We start from the raw sequence: 21,497 nt of genomic DNA, 5'->3' as shown, positions 1-21,497 counted from the left end.
AATTTAGGACAATTCTATCATATTTGGATAAAAAAGCATAAAGCTATACCTGTATCAATTTGGTTAATTCTGCAAAGCTTTTTGCAATAGTTGGGCCTACGCAATATTTTGAACATTTTTAAACGCGATTTTTTGCTCGACATTTGCACGGAAAAAAACGAATTTGTCTTTTTTTGAGTCACTTATTCATGCATGAACAAGTGACTTTATTTATGATAGTTAATTTAGTTTTTTCAGAAGATAAACAACATGACCAATAATTTCAAAATCGAGTGGTGAATTTTTATTAACCATAATAGTTGGATATTTCGAATTGTCACATAATAAGGCTAAATTAGAACCTTGATTTTGAATTCGTTTTATACTGATTTGATCATCATACTGTACTGCATACAAATAACCATCAATAGGTTTGCAATATGCTTTATTAATGATAAGAATGTCGTGGTTTGCGATTGTAGGTTCCATACTATCGCCTTTAGCCCATACCGCAGTTAAATCATCATTATGACAATCTTGATGTTTAAGTAAGCTCGTTTCGAAGGGAATAGATTGAATGTCGGCTAAAGAATTACTCGTTTTATTTAGATTGTGGAAAGGTATATGTATTGATCCTCGATTTTGTGATTCACTTAACAATCTACATTCGCCTTTTCCTGTTGCTAACCATTCTATTGGAACTTCACACTTATGTGCAATGATGGCCAAGCGATTAAGTGAAGGATAAGTTTTACCAGATAGATAATCTCGAATTACAGCTTCAGACATACCTACTTTTTTAGCAAAAGCATTACCCGATAGTCCTTCTAAGACTAATGTTAATCGATTTTTGAAATTTATCACCCCTGTGTTTATTAAAATCGACGTTTTTTCTTGCTCATTAAGTGTTTTAAAGTTCTTTTTGTTCATTTTCTATTCCATTTCATGTGTTTTTTTTGTTTTTGTAGTTTTGTTTCGTTTTTTTATATGTTATTCTCTGCCGGTAAATTCATATCTATTCAGCGTTGTAATACCGATAATCATTACAATAGCAAAAAAATTAACCAATAGAGGATCTCATAATGAGAGAACAAGATCAAGACTGGTCACCATCAAGAGTCGTGGGCGAAATTAAAATTAGAGGTGGAAATTTAAGAGCTTTATCAAGAGCGAGCGGATTACAAGCTGATACTTTAAGAAATGCGCTATATCGTCATTGTCCTAAATACGAAAGAATTATTTCTGAATATTTGCAGGTTCCGGTTGAAACTATTTGGCCTTCTCGCTATGCCCCAACTGGAAAAAAATAGTTTAAATAAAATTCTATAAAAAAAGACGCCCTTACAGGCGTCATTAAATTATTTTTTAGCTTGTTCTGCTGCTTTAACAATCGCTGCAAAAGCATCGGCTTTTAGTGATGCACCACCGACTAATGCACCATCAATATCTGGCTGAGTAAATAGCTCTGCTGCATTTTTATCATTTACTGAACCACCGTATTGGATGATAACTTGCTCAGCAACATTAACATCTTGCTTAGCGATATGTTCACGAATAAATTTATGTACAGCTTGGGCTTGCGCAGGGGTAGCTGATTTACCTGTACCAATTGCCCAAACCGGTTCGTAGGCAATAACTGCACCATTGAATGCTTGTACTCCTAATGCTTTGATAACCGCGTCAATTTGACGAGCACAAACCGCTTGTGTTTGTCCTGCTTCGTTTTCAGATTCTGTTTCACCAATACAAAGTACCGGCACAAGTCCTGCATCTTTTAACACGCCGAATTTTTTAGCAATATATTCATCTGATTCTTTATGATAAGTGCGTCGTTCAGAGTGCCCAATAATAACATGTGTTACACCAATTTCTTTTAACATGTTAGCTGATACTTCGCCCGTAAATGCCCCTGAAAGATTCACGTCTACGTCTTGTGCACCTAAAATGATATTTGAACCGCCTAACTGATGTTTAACAAAATCAAGATAGACAACAGGTGGTGCTATAGCGATACTGCATTCAATATCAGTAGATAGCTCATTTCGAAGTCCTTCTACTAAGTTTTTAGCCATATCAATGCTACCATTGAGTTTCCAATTCCCCATGACTAGTGGTTTACGCATAATTTTCTCCAACTTAAAGTTTAAAATAGTGTTGATTTTAGAATGAATTCGCTATAATGGTTTGCATTATACACCAAATATTTTGAGCTTGAGGAAAAATATGTCATTAGAAATTTTGAACCAATTAGAAAACAGAATTCAACACACTGTTAATACAATCACTACTTTGCAACAAGAAATTGCAACGTTAAAACAAGGTAATCAAGAGCTAGAACAATTAATTAATGATAGTTCTGACGAAATGAAAGCATTGCGAGACGAAAACGAAAAACTTAAACAAGATCAACAAATATGGCAACAACGTATTCAAACTTTATTAAGTAAAATTGGTGAAATTACACAATAAGTTGTTATATCTGTTTGTTAACGCGGCATATGTCGCGTTTGTTTTTGTTATTCATTAAAGTGATGGCGAAAATTATACACAATGCGTGAAGAGTTAAAATCATTATGGATTGCTCAAACTATTCATTTAATTGAACAAGAATCTGGGCGTTTTGCGGATCAAGACATTAATCGACAAGTAAGAGCCTCTCAAACTTCATCTATTAATCGCATTGTGATGCGTGCCCTAATGCTGTCTAAAAAAAATGGATTATTTTCAGCCCAACAGACGTTATTACGGGCAGCAAATCTCTCTTTCATTATATTAATTTTTCTTTCTATTATGCTTGGCGCTTCATTAGCGTTAAGTGCCTTAAGCCAAGATCCGATTAATTTATATTGGGCTTTGTTTAGTCTATTAGGGGTACATTTAGTCACTTTAGTCGTTTGGTTAATGTCTTTTTTCTTTTTTTCAAATTGGGGTGGCAGTATATTGGTTTACTGTTGGTTATGGTTAACTAAAAAATTTTCACAAAAAAAGACTGTCCAACAACTTATTCCCGCTTTTGTTGAACTATTTGGTAGTCAAATTCGCTGGCTAATTGGTTTTATACTCAATCTTTTTTGGACTTTTATATTAACGAGTGCGCTGGTGGTATTAGTTGTACTGTTTTCAACTGAACATTATCGCTTTGAATGGAAAACAACTTTATTAAGCTCTGGTACTATTATTGATTTAACGCATTATTTAGGTTCGATACCTGCTTTAATTGGTTTTACCATCCCTAATGATGATGTTATTCGAGCGAGTGAGCACGCATTAAATTCTGGCGATGCCCGTTTTGCTTGGGCTGTTTGGTTATTGGGTGTATTTATTGTTTATGGTGTAGCTATTCGATTTTTATGCATGATAGTTTGTGCTATAAATTGGTTGATTTGCAGTCGAAAAGTGAAATTGGACACCAAACATCCACATTTTCAGGTTTTAACTAACGAGTTACAACCTATTTCAGTGAATATAGAAGATGAAGATAAGCATGGGGAGCGTTCCATAAATTATTCACCTTATCACTATGTTGAAAATGCAAAGGGCGCTTTTTTAGTCGCAATTGATATCACTGAAAGCTGGACCCCACCAAATTCGGTTACGTTTTTAGGCTTTTTAAATACGCGAGAACAGCGGCGTAACATTCTAGATTATTTGCAATTAACGCCAGCTAAAAAGTTATTGATCGCTATTGATACCGATAGAGCACCAGATAGAGGTATGTTAAATTTAATTAATCAGCTTATGAATAAATCACAGCAAAATCGCCTTTGGTTTATCAATAACGGTAAGCAAATGAAAAACTGGCAAGCTTTATCGCTACAATTAGCAACACCCACTTGGTTAAGTGAGGAGTTTTGACATGTTAACAACATTAAAATTAGCTGTAGTCGGGCATGCCAATGTCGGTAAAACGTCTTTATTGCGAACTTTAATACACAATAGCCAATTTGGTGAAGTTTCAGATAAACCTGGGACCACAAGGAATGTCCAGTCTATTACATTACCTTTAGCACATCATCAATCTATCATTTATTATGATACGCCTGGATTGGAAGACAGCTTAGCGTTGTACGATTATATTCATCAATTAACTATCGATAGCGGTAAACTAGATGGGATCGATAAATTAACGATTTTTTTACAAAGTCCAGAAGCCGAAAATAGTTTTGATCAAGAAGCAAAAGTCATCCGACAATTGCTCAAAAGTGATGCGGCAATCTATGTTATAGACGTGCGTGAGCCGATTTTAGATAAATATCATGATGAGCTTGCAATACTTGCGAGTAGTGATAAACCAATGCTTGCCGTATTAAATTTTACCGCAAGCGAAAAAGAAAATGAAAAGGAATGGAAAAGATTACTCTCACGCGTGGGGATACATGCTATCATACGGTTTGACGCTATAGTTCCGCCCCTAGATGGCGAGGAACGATTATATAAAAGTCTTGCTTTATTGCTCGAACCTGCCAAAAAGATCTTAGATCAATGGTTAGATCAAATTGCACAAATGCGGCAATCTCGTCATCAAAGTGCTAACTTGATTATTGCGGAAGCACTGGTTGATGTGACTGCCTTTTACAAGATGGCAAAAATTGATGATCAACAGGCAATTGCTCAAATGCAAGATCAAGTTAGAAAGCGCGAACAATTGGCAATAAATGAATTGTTGAAACTTTATCAATTTAATTCTGATTTAGAGAGTTTTGAGACTTTACCTTTAATAAAAGGGCGCTATAATGCAGATCTATTTAATATTGATGCATTAAAACGAATGGGTGTGCATTTGACGAAAGGTTTTGTGTCAGGTGCAACTATTGGGGCAAGCATAGATTTAGCTACAGGCGGAATTACGCTTGGCTCAGCTGCTTTAATTGGAGCAGCAGTAGGCAGTATAATGCAAACTGCCAAACATTATGGTTCTAGAATGCGGTATCAGCTTTCTGGTTATAGTAAACTAAGTGTTGATGATGTTATTATTTGTTTTCTTTCTTTACGGCTGCTTAGTCTGAAAGAAAGTTTAAATCATCGCAGCCATGCGAACACTCATCCGATTAAGTTGTCAAAATTAGAACAACAAGAGTGGGAAAAAGGTGTGTTGCCAAAAGAGTTAAAAATAGCAAGACGCTATTCGCAATGGTCGACTTTAAATAAAGGAACAAAAAGAAATGACAAAAAAAGACAATCGACGATCAAGCATGTTGCCGAACAACTTTTTTAGTGTGAAGAAGCGATTTTTAATAACGACTTTGCTTTTTTCTCTTTTTATGTTATTTGGATGTAGTACAAGTCAAGGGCAGGTATCAACGAAAACCACTAAACCTGACCCGCAAATGTTAGCAAAGATTGAATCTCACTATAAAAAATGGCAAAAAACCCCGTACCGGTTCGGTGGAACGACATTATCGGGTAGCGATTGTTCTGGTTTAGTTGTGAATTTTTTCAAAAATAAACTGTCTAAGACATTACCGCGAAGTGCATCAGCTCAAGCTCAATTAGGTTATAAAGTCTCTCAACCTAAAGCAGGTGATTTAGTATTCTTTAAAACTGGTCGTAGCCAAAGTGGTCTACATGTTGGTATTTATTATGCTGATGGTAAATTTTTACATGCATCAACTTCTAAAGGCGTAATTTATTCCAGTTTAAATGAAGATTATTGGAAAAAACATTATTGGATGACGCGTCGCTTAACAGATGGTTAGTCAACTCAATTGATTACAAATTAATAAATTAAAAAGCTCTCTAAGTTAACTGATTTCGAGAGCTTTATTATTTTTGAGCATTGCTAAATTAAATTTTTCCCTGTTCTTTCAATTCACGCATTACATTAGCCACATAAAGCATTTCACCTGGTGTTCCAAGTGATATTCGACACCAGTTTGTAGCTGGTGCAAAATCTCTACCAATTAATATAAATTTTTGTTTCATCAATTCACGATATTTCTTCAAATCAATTGGCGTTTGGTGAAATATGAAGTTTGTTTCTGATTTAAGATAATGTAGCCCAAGGTCTGATAATGTTTTTTCCATAATTTCCCTCGATACATCAACAGCTTTTTTGGAATAAGTCAGATATTGTTTATCTTTCATCGAAGCCAAAGCAGCACAAACACCACAATAATTAAGTTTTTCACCTGCGACATATTGTGAAATATTTTGTATGTGAACTTCGGTACTAACAACATAACCAACACGTAATCCCGCCATTGCGTGTATTTTTGAAAATGTTTTAAGTAATACAATATTTTCGTAACCTTGTGTAATAAATTTATCGGCAGACTTAAAGGTTGGATCATTGACAAATTCGGCATATGCTTCATCAAAAATAAAAATAGTATTGTTAGGTTTACTGGCTACCCATGATTCAATTTCAGGTAAACCAAACACAGTAGAAGTTGGATTATTAGGGTTAACTAAATAAACTATTGAGAATCCTTGATGAGCTTCAACGGCTTTTCTTAACCCGTTGATATCAATTTTCCAGTCATTTAAACAAGGTACTTTGGTTATTTTTAAATTAAAAATTTTAGCAAATTGTTCTCCATCACTGTAGGTAAGTTCAGGTATAACTAGCTGAGTATTGGGTTTTACAAAAGCAGCGATGGTGCTTCTAATACCTTCTGATGAACCGGCAGTCAAGAGTATCTGTTTTTCACTGACATTATGATGTTCTGCTAATGACTGACTTAAAATCGGCATCTCCGCTTTAGCATAACGGTTAGCTTTAGGAACTGCATCAATTGCTGCTTGTTTGGCTGAAGGTGACATACCTAAAGCATTCTCATTAAAGTTAAGCCTTACTGGATTATTTGCATCAGGTGTTACAACTGTATCAAGCATGGGCAATGAAAAAGCGATCGATTTTTGCACTTCTTGAGCATGGGCTTTGGACAGTAATTGATTTATTGATAAACCAGCAATTGCCGCACCAGAGAATGTTAATAAACTTCGACGGCTAATATTTAAATTTGCATCCATTATTCACCTCACCATTAGTTGATCTTCTGTCGGTAATAGTTTGATGCAATATTTATACCAGTTTCAATTGCCGATTATGTAATGCTTAATTTTGTTATCTAAGTCAAGAACATTTGTATTTATTGTATTGGTAAGTGTGAGTAGGGGAAATGTTAAAATGCACTCTATTGGTGCTTTTTTGCACAATTAAATCTTTTTTAAATACTGCGCTTATTTAACAATGATAAATAAGCGCAGTTAATTTTGGTTAACCTTGATAAGGTTAGTTAACTATCAGCAGGCGTTTCAATATCTGAATAGGTTGATAACATCTGCAAAAACTTATACTTCGAGTTAACCATTTTTGTTGATCGTTCATGTAAAGTATTCGCAACAGCCGGCTCTAATGTCTCTAATCGTCGGAATCGTTGTTCTTTCAGTAGGATATCTGACAATGATTCACTATTTGGTGATTTAGAGTCTAATACTAAACCTGGTTTTCCTTCTGCTACGCGGCGTGGATCATACCGATAAAGAGGCCAGAATCCCGATTTGACTAAATCTTTCATCTGTTCATGTGATTTAGCCAGATCATAGCCATGTTCTTCACAAGGACTATACGCGATAACAAGTGAAGGTCCATCATAGGCTTCGGCCTCTTGCAGCGCTTTAAGTGTCTGATTGAGCTGAGAACCTAATGCTATTTGCGCAACATATACATGACCATACATCATTACACTTATGCCTAAATCTTTACGTGCTTTGTGTTTCCCTAGATCGGCAAATTTAGATACTGCACCCATTGGTGTTGCCTTCGATTGCTGACCACCTGTATTTGAGTAGCATTGTGTATCTAATACTAAAATATTGACGTTATCAGTTAAACTCATCACATGATCAAGCCCACCAAAGCCAATGTCATAAGCCCAACCATCGCCACCAATAGCCCATACTGACTTATCAATTAAATAGTCTGCATCTTGCATTAATTCTTTAGCTTCGATCGAATCCAAGTGTGCTAATTGTTCACGTAATATAGCAATTTGTGCGCGTTTATCTGCAATCGAAACATCTGCTGATTGTAAGGCTAGGGTAATTTCGGGTGAGATTTCACCGGCAACATGCTCTAATAATCGTAAAACGCGTTTTTTATGTTGATCATAAGTAATACGGTAACCCAAAGCAAATTCAGCATTATCTTCAAATAATGAGTTAGCCCAAGCGGGTCCACGACCACTACGATCGGTAGTATAAGGCGTAGAAGGTAAATTTCCACCATAAATCGATGAGCAGCCGGTTGCATTGGCAATGGCTAAATGATCACCATAGAGCTGGGTTAACAATTTAATATAAGGTGTTTCACCACAGCCTGCACATGCTCCCGAGTATTCAAATAGCGGTGTTAGTAATTGTGACGTACGGATATCAATACGTTCAAGCGTTTTTATATCACGATCGGGTAACGCCGAGAAATAGTCATAATTAATTCGCTGGGTATCGAGGTTTTCAATACGCGGACGCATATTAATTGCTTTAATATCGAAGTTATTTCGATCTCGGGCAGGACAAACTTCAACACATAAATTACAACCTGTACAATCTTCAGGCGCAACTTGCAATACATAGCGTTGACCTTTCATGTCACGTGCTTTCACTTCGAGCGAACTAAGCGACTCAGGTGCATTAATCATATCATCTGGCGCTACAACCTTGGCTCGAATGGCTGCATGTGGGCAAGCAACCGCACAGTGGTTACATTGCGTGCAAAGCTCGGGTTGCCAAATAGGTATCTCTTCAGCAATATTACGTTTTTCCCATTTTGTTGTTCCGGTTGGCCAAGTGCCATCAGGGGGAAAAGCCGATACAGGCAAGCTATCACCAAGTCCTGCTAGCATTGTTGCTGTAACCATTTTAACAAAATCAGGTGCGTTATATGGCACAATAGCTGGGCGTGATGTGCTACTTTCATCGACACAACTTAATGGGATTTGTTCGAGTGACGCGATAGCTAAATCAAGCGCTTTCCAGTTATTTTCAACTAATTCTTGCCCTTTACTACTGTAACTTTTGGCAATGACTTCTTTTAATTGAGCAATACTGAAGTCATTTTTAAATATTTCTGAAAGATGAAAAAAAGCCGCCTGCATTACGGTATTAATTCTTGCACCTAAATTACATTCACGTGCTATTTTAGCTGCATTGATGATATAAAAGTGCGCTCTTTTTTTAATTAATTGTATTTGAACTTCTTTCGGTAAGCGATGCCAAATTTCATCTTTACTATAAGGGGTATTGAGTAAAAAAATGCCATCATCTTTAAGTTTTTCAACAATCTGATATTTATCAATAAATTGATCTTGATGACAACCGATAAAGTGTGCACTCGTAATTAAATAAGGCGAGTCTATCGGTTCTAAATTAACACGTAAATGAGAAGTCGTTAAGCCACCTGCTTTTTTAGAGTCATAAACAAAAAATCCCTGAACATAAAAGGGCGAACTATCCCCAATAATTTTGATATTATTTTTTGTTGCCGACACTGTGCCATCACTGCCAAGCCCATAAAATAGTGCTTCAAGTGCAGATTTTTGAGGAATAGACTTTTCAGGTAAGGGTAACGATAAACCGGTAATATCATCATAAATACCCACAGTAAAACGAGGGCGAGGATTTTCTAATTGTAGTTCTGTAAAAATAGCCAGAACACAGCAAGGATCAAACTCTTTTGATGATAAACCATAACGTCCACCAATTATTTTGGGTATATTGCTTCGTTCGCCTTGACTAAAGCTTTCTGCAAAAGCTGTCATTATATCTAAATAAAGTGGCTCAGCTTGAGCACCGGGTTCTTTAGTTCTATCTAATACCGCCACTTTTTTAACACTAGTCGGAATAACTTCCAGAAAATGTTTGGCGGAAAAAGGGCGATATAACCTAACAATTACCACACCCACTTTTTCATCATTTTTATTCAAATAATCAACGACTTCTTTACTAGTACTTGCACCCGAACCCATGATAACTATTACTCGCTCGGCATCATTAGCACCATAATATTCGAATGGCTGATACTTTCGACCTGTTTGTTGTTCAAAAGCGTCCATCGCATCGACAACATGCTGATAAGTGTTATTGTAATAAGGATTGACTGCTTCACGGCATTGGAAAAAGGTATCTGGGTTAGCTGATGTACCTCGTATAACCGGTTTATCCGGTGTTAAAGCTCGAGAACGGTAAGCTTTAATGGCTTCATGGGGTAAAAGTTGATGGATATCTTCGTCAGTCAGTGGATAGATTTTATTGACTTCATGTGAGGTTCTAAACCCATCAAAAAAGTGGACAAAAGGCACACGACTATTAAAGGTTGCCATTTGCGCGATTAATGCTAAATCTTGTGCTTCTTGTACCGAGCTTGAGCAGAGCATCGCAAAACCAGTTTGTCTGATTGACATCACATCGGAGTGATCACCAAAAATTGATAGAGCATGAGTCGCAACGGTACGTGCAGCAACGTGTAAAACAAATGGTGTCAGTTCCCCAGCGATTTTATACAGGGATGGAATCATCAGTAGCAAACCCTGCGATGAGGTAAATGAGGTAGCTAATGCACCTGTCATTAACGCGCCATGCACAGTTGAAATCGCGCCTGCTTCAGATTGCATTTCAACCACTTTAGGGATATCCCCAAACACGTTAGGTTTATTGAATTCAGCCCATGTACTAGCTTGTTCTGCCATTGATGAACTTGGTGTTATTGGATAAATAGCAATGACTTCGTTTGCACGATAAGCAACGGAAGATACCGCACTATTAGCATCTGATATGATCATTAAAAAACCTTGTATTCTAGAGTATTATGACATTACTTAGTTATAATAATTAATATTATTGTACCAGAAAGTAAGATAGCTTTTCGTTATTTTTATGTTAAATTTTTTGTTTAACTCTTTGAATTTTTGAGTGACTGAAATCGATATTAATATAGTTGAAAATTTAAAAAAGGGCATAATTAATCACCTCAATAGGCAATAAAAAATACCTGTTGGTGATTTATCAACTTAACGATAAAACCTTCTAATAATGAGGGTGGTTCTCTACTACGTTTTACCTATTGCATATTATTATCCAACCTGTATGGTTGGATAATAATAGTGTTAACCACTTGGCTATTTTATTATTACACGTTCGTTTGACGTTGAGTGTTTAATTTCACCGAGTAACCAAGCCTTTTCACCTTGATTATTGAGTATGGTAATGGCTTTAGCTGCAAGTGATTTAGGTAGCGCAATAATCAATCCAACTCCACAGTTAAATGTTCGGTACATTTCGTGACGATCCACATTACCTGCCTGCTGTAGCCAATTAAAGATTGCAGGCCATTGCCAACTGTTTTCATTAATTATCGCTTGAGTATTGTCGGGCAAAACGCGCGGAATGTTTTCCCAAAATCCACCACCAGTGATATGTGCTATGGCATGCACATCAATTTGCGTAATTAAGTTTAGAATCGATTTTACATAGATTTTTGTTGGTGCAAGTAAGTGATCGGCCAGCGTTTTGTCTTCTAATTGTGTTTTTGCTGGATTTACCCCACTCACTTCGATAATCTTCCGTACTAGCGAATAGCCATTGGAGTGTGGCCCACTCGATGCTAAAGCAATCAACGCATCACCATCTTGTACTTTGCTGCCATCAATCATTTCCGTTTTTTCAACAACACCCACACAAAATCCTGCTAAGTCATAATCATTACCATGATACATGCCTGGCATTTCAGCTGTTTCACCGCCAACTAATGCACACCCCGCTTGCTTACAGCCTTCAGCAATCCCTGTGACGACTGTAGTTGCTACATCAACGTTAAGTTTACCTGTGGCATAATAATCAAGGAAAAATAGCGGTTCTGCACCTTGCACAATAAGATCATTAACGCACATCGCAACTAAATCAATGCCAATTGCATCATGTCGATTTAAATCCATAGCCAGACGGAGTTTAGTACCAACGCCATCTGTTCCAGATACTAAAATAGGCTCTTTGTATTTTTGCGGAATTGCACATAGTGCACCAAATCCGCCTAAACCCCCCATGACTTCTGGGCGCTTAGTCGCTTTTACTACTGATTTGATTCGATTAACGAGTTCGTTACCGGCATCAATATCAACGCCAGCATCTTTATAACTTAGAGAGTTGTTATTTGACACGAGGAGTAATCCTTACAATAGAAAAATTGCTGATATTTTAGCAAGGAAGCAATGGAATGGCGATCTATAATTATATGAAATAACCAATTAATTAACATAATTAATTGGCTTCAAACCAACTTTCTAGAATGATAATTGCTGATGTTGCATCAACATGCCCCTTTTCCAGCGCTTTATAACCACGAGAAGCAAAAATATGAGATTTTGCCTCAACGGTAGATAGCCGTTCATCTTGTAGATGGACTTGATAACCAAACATACCATGCAAACGATTAGCGAATTTACGTGCTCGAGCAGTTAACGGTTGTTCAGTCCCATCCATGTTAAGTGGTAAGCCTACAACCAAATAGTCAGGTTTCCATTCATTTAACATTTTTTCAATTGCTTGCCAATTCGGAATACCATCACGCGCTTTAAAAGCGCATAATGGATTCGCTGTTTTGGTAATATCTTGCCCAATCGCAGCGCCAATGCTCGCAGTTCCAAAATCAAATGCAATTATTGTTGCCATTTATTATGCATTTCCCATTTGGTGCGAAATCGTATTTATGTTAATACCGAGTGATTGCGCTGCTTTTTGCCAACGATCTTCAATTGCGGATTCAAAAATAATTTTTGGATCAACATCTGTCACTAACCAATCATTACGTGCTACTTCAGCTTCTAATTGCAGTGACTGCCACCCAGAATAACCTAATGCTAAAAACATATCTTTAGGTTGCTCAGGCGAACCGATTGATTTTAGTAGATCAAGCGATGTGGTAATCATTATATCATCCGAAATTTTTATGCTGGATGCAAACCCTTGTTGCGGCGTATGCAAAATAAATCCCTGTTCTTCAGCTATTGGCCCACCAGCAAAAACAGGATGCTCAAGTTCAGCACAGTTTTTACTTGCGGTAATTTCAAGGCGAGCTAAGACTGCGGCGACATTAAGATCTTGTATTGGTTTATTGATAACAATCCCCATTGCCCCATCACGATTATGTTCGCAAATATATACAACAGATCGACTAAATGTTGGCTCAGTGATAGTTGGCATTGCCACGATAAAATGATTTTTTAAATTCATATGCTCACATTTCTATAGTTTATAATGCACATTTGCCAATTTTTACATGATGTTGGATATTACAACGCATCAATAATTCAGGTTCGTTACTCTCTTCATTGATTGATTCGTTTATAATTTCAAATTGTTGCGATAAAAAAAAGTTAATTGCAGAACTATTTTTCTTATAAACATGTACTAGTAACTCACTATGGCGCTGCTTAGCTTTTTCAACTAGCGCTTTACCAATGCCTTGCCCACGATATTCAGGTACAACAAAGAGACCCGAGATGTAATTTTCGGTTACGCCAATGAAACCTTTAACACCGTTAAGATCTTGTACATACACCGTTGACATCGGAATTAACATTTTGACAATGTCATAATTTTGTTTAAAAAATTGCGGATCAATAAAGCTATGTGCTTGTTGGTTACCTTCAAGCCATATATTCATCACTGTGTCTAAATCTTTACTTTGAAATTCTCTAATCATTTTTTTCTCTACTTATTTAATCGACGTTCAATCGCATCCATTAACATACCGGTAATAGAAAGTTTGGGGTTTTCAGATTCAATCTCACGTACACAGGTTGGACTTGTTACATTGATTTCAGTTAGTTTATCACCAATAATATCTAAACCAACAAACAGTAAACCTTTTTGTTTTAATACGGGTGCTATGCTTTTAGCAATCTGCCAATCACTTTCACTTAATGCTCTAACTTCCCCATGACCACCGGCAGCAAGATTACCTCTGGTTTCGCCTTTTTGAGGGATTCTGGCTAAACAATAAGGAACGGGTTCACCGTCAACAACTAAAACACGTTTATCACCATCTTTAATAGCCGGTATGTAGGTTTGAGCCATACAGTAACGGCTATTATGTTCTGTAAGTGTTTCAATAATTACCGAGACATTAGGATCGCCCGCTTTTATTCTGAAAATCGAGGCACCGCCCATACCATCAAGGGGTTTTAAAATAATATCGCCGTATTTTTGATAAAACGATTTTAGTTGATTGGTTTGACGCGTAACGAGTGTTTCTGGCGTAAATTCAGCAAACCATGCAGTGAATAACTTCTCATTACAATCTCGCAAACTTTGTGGTTTATTCACCACCAGTACACCTTTTGCTTCAGCCCGTTCTAGAATATAAGTTGCGTAGATAAATTCAGTATCAAATGGTGGGTCTTTTCGCATTAATATTACGTCGAGTTCACTTAATGGCAGCGTTTGTTCATCTCCCATATCAAACCAGTGAGAGTTATCATTATGAACGGTTAAAGTACGAGTGGTTGCATAAGCTTCACCGTTTAGTAAGAACAGGTCGTTCATTTCCATATAAAAAAGTTGGTAGCCTCGTTTTTGTGCTTCATGTAACATGGCAAAACTGGTGTCTTTTTTTATTTTTATTTGGCTAATTGGATCCATTACAATACCAAGCTTAATCATGGTAACTCCTTACTGATTTTTATTGGTTTTACTAACACGATATTACGTTGTGCGATTTTATACCGTTTATAAGGTATGTTTGAAACATTGTTGATAAATGGCGTTATAAAATAGCATTTAATTATGCTGGCAACTATCATACTCGTTACTCAATGAGATGCAAATAAACATTTATTATCACGCTTTTTTATTGATTATCCCAAATCACCAAAACGAACTTGTAATGCAGTTATGGCTGTTAGCGCCGCTGTTTCGGTGCGTAAAACTCGTGGTCCTAGTAATAGGTCAGTAAAATGATATTGATGAGTCAAATTTATTTCGTCATCTGAAAGCCCACCTTCCGGGCCAATAAGTAAATTGAGGGTGTTATGTTCGCACGCTAATTGATTAATACCTTGCTTAGCTTTAGGGTGAAGATTAAGTTTTAGTCCGTCAGTTAAATTTGCACACCAATTTTCTAATTTTACAACTGGATTTATTTTAGGAATGATATTACGTCCACATTGTTCACAAGCAGAAATCACGATTTTTTGCCATTGTTGTACTTTTTTTTCCAGCCGTTCCTCATCGAGTTTGACTCCACAACGTTCAGAAAGTAAAGGTGTAATACTTGCAACACCTAGCTCGACTGATTTTTGGATAGTAAACTCCATTTTTTCGCCACGAGATATGACTTGTCCTAAATGGATATTTAATGGTGATTCACGATCATCTAAAATCAAATCCTTTGTTGTTACCTTTACAGATTTTTTATTAATCTCGTGTATGGTCGCGGGCAAGATGTGGTTTGAACCATCAAAAAGGGTAATCTCTTCACCGACTTTCATTCTTAATACACGAATAAGATGATTGAAAGCGTCATTATTTAATTCTATTAGGCTATTTTGCGAAAGCGTATAGGGTTGAAAAATTCGGGTCATAATGATCGTTATTTAATATTATTTGCAATAAATTATAGCGTAAATTCTCAATATTCGGTAATCTCTATTTTCACGCAATTAAGCTTTCGGAATTTGAGATAATGAGTGTACAGAGCAAAGATAGGGTATTAATTGAAGGATTAACCACATTAGCAACAATTGGCGTATATGAGTGGGAAAAAACCATCAAACAAAAACTAATACTTGATCTAGAAATGGCATGGGATAATCAACCTGCTGGCGAACATGATGATGTTGCACTTTGTTTGGATTACTTTAAAGTGAGTCAAGCTGTAACAGATTTTATCACTTCAACCGCATTTGAATTAATTGAAAGTGTTGCTGAGCGTGTTGCACAATTAATCATCCAACAATTTGCCGTGAAATGGATAAAAATTAAAGTCTCCAAACCAAGCGCAATTGCTAATGCAACTAATGTAGCGGTTGTGATTGAACGGACATCTCGTTTTTAATAACACAAGTATAGATTTTATTATGAACAATTCACCTGATGCCATTTCTAATCAATACCATCGAACCGCTAAAGGTTTTCAAAATGAACAACCATTTAAAATAAAATTGCGGGATATTTGGCGTTGGCATCGACAACGAAAAGTTTTACCACCCAAAATGGGGTACGATGCATTTAGACAAACGTGGTGTGAAAATATAGATTTAACGTTGATCGGTGACCGCGTTTGGTGGATAGGGCATTCAACAACATTAATCCGTTTAAATAACAAAATAATATTGACCGATCCTATTTTTTCACAGCGAGCATCACCTTCACAATCGATGGGGCCTAAACGTTTAACCCCAGCAGCAATAAGTATTGATAAGCTTTCTCAGCTTGATTTTATTGTTATTTCGCATAATCATTATGATCATCTTGACTTTACTAGCATTAAACAGCTTATTATGCGGTTTGCTAATGTTACACTGCTTGTTCCGCTAGGATTGAAAAATAAATTAATCAAATGGGGCGCACAAAATGTTATAGAATTGGATTGGTGGGATTCAATTAACATAAATGATATTACGTTTACTGCCACGCCGGCTCAGCATTGGAGTAAGCGAGGACTATTTGATACCAATAAAGTATTATGGTGTGGTTGGATGATGCAGTCTAATTGTGATGGCTTAACTAAGACAGTTTATTTTATGGGCGATACCGGATATTCACCCAGTTTAAAAAAAATTAATGAACGTTTTAGCAAAATTGATTTAGCCTTAATTCCAATCGGTGCTTATGCGCCAAGGTGGTTTATGCAATCACAGCATATCGATCCCGCGCAAGCAGTGCAGTTATATGATGAACTTAATTGTCAATCTGCCATAGCTATTCATTGGGGAACATTTGAATTAGCCGATGATCCATTAGATGAACCTCCTGAACTATTAAGCTCACTTAAGCACTCGCGTCAGTTTTATTTATTGAAAATAGGCGGTAGTTTAGCTATTAATCCCGAGAATTATGAATTAAAATAATATTAATCACCAATAACATAAATAAATTAAAAAAGCCATTGGCCTAGAATATTGAGGAAACATATGAAATCTAATCTTATTGCGTTGTCATGCTTAGTCATGAGTTTAACTTTAGTTGGTTGTGGTGGCAAAAATGATGAAGGCAAAAAATACCATTGGTCAAAAGCACATGGCGTTTTAGAAGATTGCCGTGGTGTGATGAATAAATCACAACAGTGTGAAACTAACGGTAATAATCAGCAGTATTTGTTTCAAATAGATAGGTATTAACATGAGTGCTTGGCTCATTTATGCATTATTATCGGCAATTTCGGCTGCTTTTGTCGCTATTTTAGGTAAAATTGGTTTACAACATCTTGATGCCAACACGGCAACGGCTATTCGTGCAATTGTAATGGCTATCTTCTTAGTGGGCGTTGTGGTAGTACAAGGTAAACTAAATTTGATAAGTACTTTTTTGAATGACAAAAAAGCGTTATTTATCATTGCACTTAGTGGTATTGCTGGCGCTCTATCTTGGTTGTTTTATTTTATGGCAATTAAAGAGGGCAAAGTATCTCAAGTTGCCCCCATAGATAAGCTAAGTGTTGTTTTTGCTGTTATCTTTGCCGTCATTTTATTTGGTGAAAAAATTTCCTTTCTTGCCAGTATTGGCGTTTTAATGATTGCCGCTGGTGCAATTTTAGTTGCACTATTTTAGTAGTGCATTAAATAGCTCAACGGTAACACGTTCGCCTTTTTTAACATTGCCTCGTTCTTGTTCAAGCAAAATAAAGCAGTTAGCGCGATTGAACGATTGTGTTATGTGCGATCCTTGTTGACCAGTTGTGGTAACGGCTAGCTCACCTTGATCATCAAGGTAAAGTTTGCCGCGTTGAAAATCCATGCGGCCGATACTTTTTTTCAAATCACAGGCAGTTTTGACGGTAAAAGATGTATTGATCGATGAGCGTTGTTGTCCACTTAAGGTTAAAATTATTGGTTGAACTAATTGATAAAAAGTCACTAATGTTGAAACCGGATTACCCGGTAATCCACAAAATAATGCATCGCCAATTTTACCCAGTGCAAACGGTTTTCCGGGTTTGATGGCAATTTTCCAAAAATCAATTTCGCCCAATTGTTCTAAAGCCATTTTGGTATAATCGGCATCACCAACCGAGACTCCACCACTTGTGATGATTAAATTAGCTTGTTTAGCGGCATTAGATAACGCCTGTTTGATTTGCATGGGATCGTCAGGAATAATACCAAAGTCGATAATTTCGCAGTTTAGTTTTTGTAATAATAATCTTAAGGTGAAACGGTTACTATCATAAATACTAGCGTTATTAGATAAAGGCTCACCAATAGAGGTTAATTCGTTACCAGTAGAAAAAATAGCGACGTTTAATTTTTTAAATACGGTAAGTTGATTAATTCCGAGGGTTGCAAGGGTTGATAGGGTTGGTATGGTTAATTTAGTGCCACACTCAACGATAATGGCATCTTTCTTTATGTCTTCCCCGCATCGACGAATGTTATCACCGCTTTTTACTTCATTTAAAAATCTAATCCCTAAATCCGATTTTTCGGTTTGCTCTTGCATGACAACGGCATCGGCCTCATTAGGTAAGGCCGCACCTGTCATAATTCGTAAACATGTGCCTTTCGGCCAATGAAGATTGTCAACATCATCGCCTGCATAAATAACGCCTGCTACTGGTAGATTTTTGGCGTGTTCAATATCCGATAATCTTACCGCATAACCATCCATGGCTGAATTATCAAAACTTGGCACATTCATCGGCGATATTACTGGTTTTGCCGTTATCCGATCGAGGGAGTCAAGCAAACTCACTTGCTCACAATTGGGTAATTTTATGGACGATACGGCTTGCAGAATTTTTTGTTTGGCTTGTTCAAAAGTGAGTAGCATAAAAATGAGCCTTGTTTAATTTTAAAAATCCATTTTGTTATTCACTAACAAGAAGAGTTAACTAGTAAATAGCTTTTAATAAAAACATGATTTGTTATCAAGTTATGGTTAAATTCGTTTAACAAATCGTCGCCTAATGGCGACGATATAAGCAGGATTAGACATTAAATAAGAAATTCATAATGTCACCGTCTTGTACGACATAATCTTTACCTTCAGAGCGCATTTTACCAGCTTCTTTTGCGCCTTGTTCACCACCATATTTAATGAAATCATCAAAAGCGATAGTTTGTGCGCGAATAAAGCCTTTTTCAAAGTCGGTATGAATTTTACCGGCTGCTTGTGGGGCGGTATCCCCGACCGAAATCGTCCATGCGCGAACTTCTTTAACGCCCGCTGTAAAATAGGTTTGTAAATTAAGTAAGCTGTAGCCTGCGCGAATGACTCGATTAAGCCCAGGTTCAGTTAAACCAAGGTCTTGCATAAATTCATCACGATCGGCATCGTCAAGTTCGGCTAATTCTGCTTCAATAGCAGCACAGACCGGTACCACTACTGATTTTTCTTGAGCAGCTATAGCTTTCACTTTTTCTAAATATGGGTTATTTTCAAAACCATCTTCATTTACATTGGCAATGTACATGGTTGGTTTTAACGTTAAAAAACTTAGGTATTTAATCGCTTCGAGTTCTTCTTTACTTAAGTCTAAAAGTAATAATTTTTTTCCTTGCTCTAAATGTGGTAAACATTTTTCAAGGATTTCTAACTCAAATTTGGCCTCTTTATCTCCACCTTTAGCTCGTTTTTGTACACGAGTTATCGCACGTTCACAGGCTTCAAGATCGGAAAGTGCTAGTTCAGTATTGATAATTTCGATATCTTCTGCGGGATCAATCTTACCAGCAACATGGATAATATTGTCGTTTTCAAAACAACGAACCACATGACCAATAGCTTCAGTTTCACGAATATTAGCCAAAAATTGATTACCCAAACCTTCACCTTTTGATGCGCCTTTCACTAAACCGGCAATGTCAACAAACTCCATTGTTGTGGGTAACGTGCGCTGTGGTTTTACAATTTTAGCCAATTCATCTAAACGTGGATCGGGCATAGGTACAACACCAGTATTGGGTTCAATTGTACAAAATGGAAAGTTAGCTGCTTCAATACCTGCTTTAGTTAATGCGTTAAAAAGAGTTGACTTGCCAACATTTGGTAGTCCGACAATACCACATTTAAATCCCATACTTTTAATTACCTTTTATTCTAAAATAGCTTGAAAATAGAGGCTAATTATATACTAAATCGTGCCGATTGTGCCAATGTTCTTCATGTTGAATGCAAAGTTAGCAAAATTATTCGTAGGTTTATTCAATAACCGCGCTTTAGTTGATTGCAACAAGTAAGACATATATCGCTATTTGTTTATGGTTAATTCTCGACTGTTAAACCGAGTTGATAAAGTTGATTTTTTTTAAGCCCATAAATTTCAGCTGTTATGGCAGCCGCTTTTTTTAGCGGTAACTCTTTTTGCAATAATTTTAAGGTATTAATCACGTTTGCATCGATATCCTCATCGCTTTTAGTGTGACCTTCAACAATCAAAACAAATTCACCTTTTTGACGATTAGTATCTTCATTCAACCAATTAATTAACTCTGCAACAGGGTAACTGACTATGGTTTCCCAAGTTTTAGTCAGTTCTTTGGCAAGTACAATCATTCTTTCATGACCAAAAACCGTTTGCATATCGTGTAATGTATCTAACAAACGATGCGTCGATTCGTAAAAAATCATTGTGCGTGATTGATTAACTAGCTTAACCAAACTGTCTTGTCGTGCTTTCGTTTTAGCCGGTAAAAATCCTTCATAACTAAATTTATCAGAAGGAAGACCAGCAACCGAGAGCGCGGCAATTGCTGCGCAAGCGCCAGGAATAGGCACGACGTTGATATTATTTTCACGACAAGCTTTGACTAAATGATAGCCCGGATCATTAATTAACGGCGTACCTGCATCGGATATTAATGCGATGGATATTCCTGATTTAAGTTTTTCAATCAAAATTTGGGCTTTTTGCTGTTCATTATGATCGTGTAAAGAAAACAGTTTAGCTTTAATCGCTAAATGCTGTAAAAGTAAACCACTATGGCGGGTGTCTTCGGCCGCAATAAGATCAACACTTTTAAGTGTTTCAATTGCTCTGAGCGTAATATCATCTAGATTACCGATAGGGGTTGCAACAATATATAAAGTCATTATGTTAAGTCACATTCAATTTTGGTTGAAAAATACGATAAATATACTATACGAACTAGCATTTTATTGTATATACTCACCACTTTCAAAATAAATCCTATTTGGGATCGAATAATCGATTAATTCAATGTTGGTAAGATATTAATCATCTGTAGAGCAATCAACGATATTGTTGATCAACAAATGGTATTTTTGTGCTAAATTAATAGCAATAAAGCAGAAATTAAATCTAACAATATAAACTGCTTTGGTTATTATATTCGACCAGCATA

The 21,497-nt window shown here is 36.5% G+C and carries 22 protein-coding genes; 9 read left to right on the top strand and 13 right to left on the bottom strand.

All coding sequences use genetic code 11. From position 1 onward, the window contains the following. Window positions 1-219: 219 nt before the first annotated feature. Entirely contained in the window at window positions 220-909 is a 690-nt protein-coding gene (locus J3U57_RS02700) for a LexA family transcriptional regulator (protein ID WP_267333033.1), read from the bottom strand. Between the two features lie 152 nt (window positions 910-1,061). On the opposite strand from J3U57_RS02700, the gene J3U57_RS02695 reads away from it, so the two are divergent. Next, complete coding sequence (locus J3U57_RS02695) at window positions 1,062-1,289, top strand: helix-turn-helix domain-containing protein (RefSeq protein ID WP_267333032.1); 228 nt, start codon at window positions 1,062-1,064, stop codon at window positions 1,287-1,289. A 48-nt stretch (window positions 1,290-1,337) separates the two neighbouring features. On the opposite strand, the gene tpiA is transcribed toward J3U57_RS02695, so the two are convergent. After that, window positions 1,338-2,102: a triose-phosphate isomerase gene (gene tpiA, locus J3U57_RS02690; protein WP_065633400.1), complete on the bottom strand. Its 765-nt coding sequence runs from the start codon at window positions 2,100-2,102 to the stop codon at window positions 1,338-1,340. A gap of 100 nt (window positions 2,103-2,202) precedes the next feature. Between tpiA and zapB the strand changes: the two genes are divergently transcribed. The 4 genes from zapB (at window position 2,203) to J3U57_RS02670 (ending at window position 5,675) form a co-directional block, all read left to right on the top strand. Next, complete coding sequence (zapB, locus tag J3U57_RS02685) at window positions 2,203-2,448, top strand: cell division protein ZapB (protein ID WP_267333031.1); 246 nt, start codon at window positions 2,203-2,205, stop codon at window positions 2,446-2,448. Between the two features lie 81 nt (window positions 2,449-2,529). Continuing rightward, the gene (locus tag J3U57_RS02680; protein ID WP_267343872.1) at window positions 2,530-3,834 is read left to right on the top strand and encodes a DUF2868 domain-containing protein; all 1,305 of its coding nucleotides are present in this window, start codon (window positions 2,530-2,532) and stop codon (window positions 3,832-3,834) included. A 1-nt stretch (window position 3,835) separates the two neighbouring features. Next, window positions 3,836-5,194: a DUF3482 domain-containing protein gene (locus J3U57_RS02675; RefSeq protein ID WP_267343873.1), complete on the top strand. Its 1,359-nt coding sequence runs from the start codon at window positions 3,836-3,838 to the stop codon at window positions 5,192-5,194. Then, window positions 5,142-5,675 carry a C40 family peptidase gene (locus tag J3U57_RS02670; protein WP_267333028.1) on the top strand — a complete coding sequence of 178 codons (534 nt, stop codon included), beginning with the start codon at window positions 5,142-5,144 and terminating at the stop codon, window positions 5,673-5,675. The genes J3U57_RS02675 and J3U57_RS02670 overlap by 53 nt, the downstream gene beginning before the upstream one ends. A gap of 88 nt (window positions 5,676-5,763) precedes the next feature. On the opposite strand, the gene J3U57_RS02665 is transcribed toward J3U57_RS02670, so the two are convergent. From J3U57_RS02665 to rsmE, 8 genes are all read right to left on the bottom strand, one after another. Further along, on the bottom strand, window positions 5,764-6,951 hold the full coding sequence (locus J3U57_RS02665; protein ID WP_267333027.1) for a pyridoxal phosphate-dependent aminotransferase: 1,188 nt from the start codon (window positions 6,949-6,951) through the stop codon (window positions 5,764-5,766). A gap of 266 nt (window positions 6,952-7,217) precedes the next feature. After that, the gene (gene nifJ, locus J3U57_RS02660) at window positions 7,218-10,760 is read right to left on the bottom strand and encodes a pyruvate:ferredoxin (flavodoxin) oxidoreductase (RefSeq protein ID WP_267333026.1); all 3,543 of its coding nucleotides are present in this window, start codon (window positions 10,758-10,760) and stop codon (window positions 7,218-7,220) included. 336 nt (window positions 10,761-11,096) lie between these two features. Further along, window positions 11,097-12,134, bottom strand: a complete 1,038-nt coding sequence (purM, locus tag J3U57_RS02655; protein ID WP_267333025.1) for a phosphoribosylformylglycinamidine cyclo-ligase — start codon at window positions 12,132-12,134, stop codon at window positions 11,097-11,099. A gap of 100 nt (window positions 12,135-12,234) precedes the next feature. Further along, window positions 12,235-12,645 (bottom strand): Holliday junction resolvase RuvX, encoded by a 411-nt coding sequence (gene ruvX / locus J3U57_RS02650; RefSeq protein ID WP_267333024.1) that lies wholly within the window; start codon window positions 12,643-12,645, stop codon window positions 12,235-12,237. Between the two features lie 3 nt (window positions 12,646-12,648). Beyond that, window positions 12,649-13,206: a YqgE/AlgH family protein gene (locus J3U57_RS02645; protein WP_267333023.1), complete on the bottom strand. Its 558-nt coding sequence runs from the start codon at window positions 13,204-13,206 to the stop codon at window positions 12,649-12,651. A gap of 19 nt (window positions 13,207-13,225) precedes the next feature. Further along, window positions 13,226-13,678: a GNAT family N-acetyltransferase gene (locus J3U57_RS02640; protein ID WP_267333022.1), complete on the bottom strand. Its 453-nt coding sequence runs from the start codon at window positions 13,676-13,678 to the stop codon at window positions 13,226-13,228. A gap of 8 nt (window positions 13,679-13,686) precedes the next feature. Beyond that, window positions 13,687-14,637 carry a glutathione synthase gene (gshB, locus tag J3U57_RS02635; protein ID WP_267333021.1) on the bottom strand — a complete coding sequence of 317 codons (951 nt, stop codon included), beginning with the start codon at window positions 14,635-14,637 and terminating at the stop codon, window positions 13,687-13,689. 194 nt (window positions 14,638-14,831) lie between these two features. Then, complete coding sequence (rsmE, locus tag J3U57_RS02630; RefSeq protein WP_416379646.1) at window positions 14,832-15,563, bottom strand: 16S rRNA (uracil(1498)-N(3))-methyltransferase; 732 nt, start codon at window positions 15,561-15,563, stop codon at window positions 14,832-14,834. 95 nt (window positions 15,564-15,658) lie between these two features. Here rsmE and folB point away from each other — a divergent pair, with 95 nt between their 5' ends. From folB to J3U57_RS02610, 4 genes are all read left to right on the top strand, one after another. Further along, entirely contained in the window at window positions 15,659-16,030 is a 372-nt protein-coding gene (gene folB, locus J3U57_RS02625) for a dihydroneopterin aldolase (protein ID WP_267333019.1), read from the top strand. Between the two features lie 22 nt (window positions 16,031-16,052). Next, the gene (locus tag J3U57_RS02620) at window positions 16,053-17,045 is read left to right on the top strand and encodes an MBL fold metallo-hydrolase (RefSeq protein WP_267343875.1); all 993 of its coding nucleotides are present in this window, start codon (window positions 16,053-16,055) and stop codon (window positions 17,043-17,045) included. A 63-nt stretch (window positions 17,046-17,108) separates the two neighbouring features. Continuing rightward, entirely contained in the window at window positions 17,109-17,315 is a 207-nt protein-coding gene (locus tag J3U57_RS02615) for a hypothetical protein (RefSeq protein WP_065633386.1), read from the top strand. A 1-nt stretch (window position 17,316) separates the two neighbouring features. Next, window positions 17,317-17,745 (top strand): EamA family transporter, encoded by a 429-nt coding sequence (locus J3U57_RS02610; protein WP_065633385.1) that lies wholly within the window; start codon window positions 17,317-17,319, stop codon window positions 17,743-17,745. Here J3U57_RS02610 and moeA read toward each other — a convergent pair. From moeA to rsmI, 3 genes are all read right to left on the bottom strand, one after another. After that, entirely contained in the window at window positions 17,737-18,963 is a 1,227-nt protein-coding gene (moeA, locus tag J3U57_RS02605) for a molybdopterin molybdotransferase MoeA (protein WP_267333017.1), read from the bottom strand. The two genes, J3U57_RS02610 and moeA, sit on opposite strands and share 9 nt — an antisense overlap. 157 nt (window positions 18,964-19,120) lie before the next feature. Beyond that, window positions 19,121-20,212, bottom strand: a complete 1,092-nt coding sequence (ychF, locus tag J3U57_RS02600; RefSeq protein ID WP_267333016.1) for a redox-regulated ATPase YchF — start codon at window positions 20,210-20,212, stop codon at window positions 19,121-19,123. A 185-nt stretch (window positions 20,213-20,397) separates the two neighbouring features. Beyond that, window positions 20,398-21,225 (bottom strand): 16S rRNA (cytidine(1402)-2'-O)-methyltransferase, encoded by an 828-nt coding sequence (rsmI, locus tag J3U57_RS02595; RefSeq protein ID WP_267343876.1) that lies wholly within the window; start codon window positions 21,223-21,225, stop codon window positions 20,398-20,400. Between the last annotated feature and the right edge of the window lie 272 nt (window positions 21,226-21,497).

It is taken from the genome of Gilliamella sp. B3464, from assembly GCF_026536145.1.
Classification (GTDB): Bacteria; Pseudomonadota; Gammaproteobacteria; order Enterobacterales; family Orbaceae; genus Gilliamella.
This window is presented reverse-complemented; position numbering and strand designations above follow the sequence as displayed.

What these genes read in the sequence shown, in the direction of transcription:
- J3U57_RS02640 (WP_267333022.1), bottom strand. Translation starts at nt 13,678, where the DNA reads ATGATTAGAGAATTTCAAAGTAAAGATTTAGACACAGTGATGAATATA.
- J3U57_RS02670 (WP_267333028.1), top strand. Translation starts at nt 5,142, where the DNA reads ATGACAAAAAAAGACAATCGACGATCAAGCATGTTGCCGAACAACTTT.
- folB (WP_267333019.1), top strand. Translation starts at nt 15,659, where the DNA reads ATGAGTGTACAGAGCAAAGATAGGGTATTAATTGAAGGATTAACCACA.
- zapB (WP_267333031.1), top strand. Translation starts at nt 2,203, where the DNA reads ATGTCATTAGAAATTTTGAACCAATTAGAAAACAGAATTCAACACACT.
- J3U57_RS02610 (WP_065633385.1), top strand. Translation starts at nt 17,317, where the DNA reads ATGAGTGCTTGGCTCATTTATGCATTATTATCGGCAATTTCGGCTGCT.
- moeA (WP_267333017.1), bottom strand. Translation starts at nt 18,963, where the DNA reads ATGCTACTCACTTTTGAACAAGCCAAACAAAAAATTCTGCAAGCCGTA.
- J3U57_RS02700 (WP_267333033.1), bottom strand. Translation starts at nt 909, where the DNA reads ATGAACAAAAAGAACTTTAAAACACTTAATGAGCAAGAAAAAACGTCG.
- J3U57_RS02665 (WP_267333027.1), bottom strand. Translation starts at nt 6,951, where the DNA reads ATGGATGCAAATTTAAATATTAGCCGTCGAAGTTTATTAACATTCTCT.
- ruvX (WP_267333024.1), bottom strand. Translation starts at nt 12,645, where the DNA reads ATGGCAACAATAATTGCATTTGATTTTGGAACTGCGAGCATTGGCGCT.
- J3U57_RS02615 (WP_065633386.1), top strand. Translation starts at nt 17,109, where the DNA reads ATGAAATCTAATCTTATTGCGTTGTCATGCTTAGTCATGAGTTTAACT.
- gshB (WP_267333021.1), bottom strand. Translation starts at nt 14,637, where the DNA reads ATGATTAAGCTTGGTATTGTAATGGATCCAATTAGCCAAATAAAAATA.
- tpiA (WP_065633400.1), bottom strand. Translation starts at nt 2,102, where the DNA reads ATGCGTAAACCACTAGTCATGGGGAATTGGAAACTCAATGGTAGCATT.
- nifJ (WP_267333026.1), bottom strand. Translation starts at nt 10,760, where the DNA reads ATGATCATATCAGATGCTAATAGTGCGGTATCTTCCGTTGCTTATCGT.
- J3U57_RS02695 (WP_267333032.1), top strand. Translation starts at nt 1,062, where the DNA reads ATGAGAGAACAAGATCAAGACTGGTCACCATCAAGAGTCGTGGGCGAA.
- J3U57_RS02620 (WP_267343875.1), top strand. Translation starts at nt 16,053, where the DNA reads ATGAACAATTCACCTGATGCCATTTCTAATCAATACCATCGAACCGCT.
- J3U57_RS02675 (WP_267343873.1), top strand. Translation starts at nt 3,836, where the DNA reads ATGTTAACAACATTAAAATTAGCTGTAGTCGGGCATGCCAATGTCGGT.
- J3U57_RS02680 (WP_267343872.1), top strand. Translation starts at nt 2,530, where the DNA reads ATGCGTGAAGAGTTAAAATCATTATGGATTGCTCAAACTATTCATTTA.
- J3U57_RS02645 (WP_267333023.1), bottom strand. Translation starts at nt 13,206, where the DNA reads ATGAATTTAAAAAATCATTTTATCGTGGCAATGCCAACTATCACTGAG.
- rsmI (WP_267343876.1), bottom strand. Translation starts at nt 21,225, where the DNA reads ATGACTTTATATATTGTTGCAACCCCTATCGGTAATCTAGATGATATT.
- ychF (WP_267333016.1), bottom strand. Translation starts at nt 20,212, where the DNA reads ATGGGATTTAAATGTGGTATTGTCGGACTACCAAATGTTGGCAAGTCA.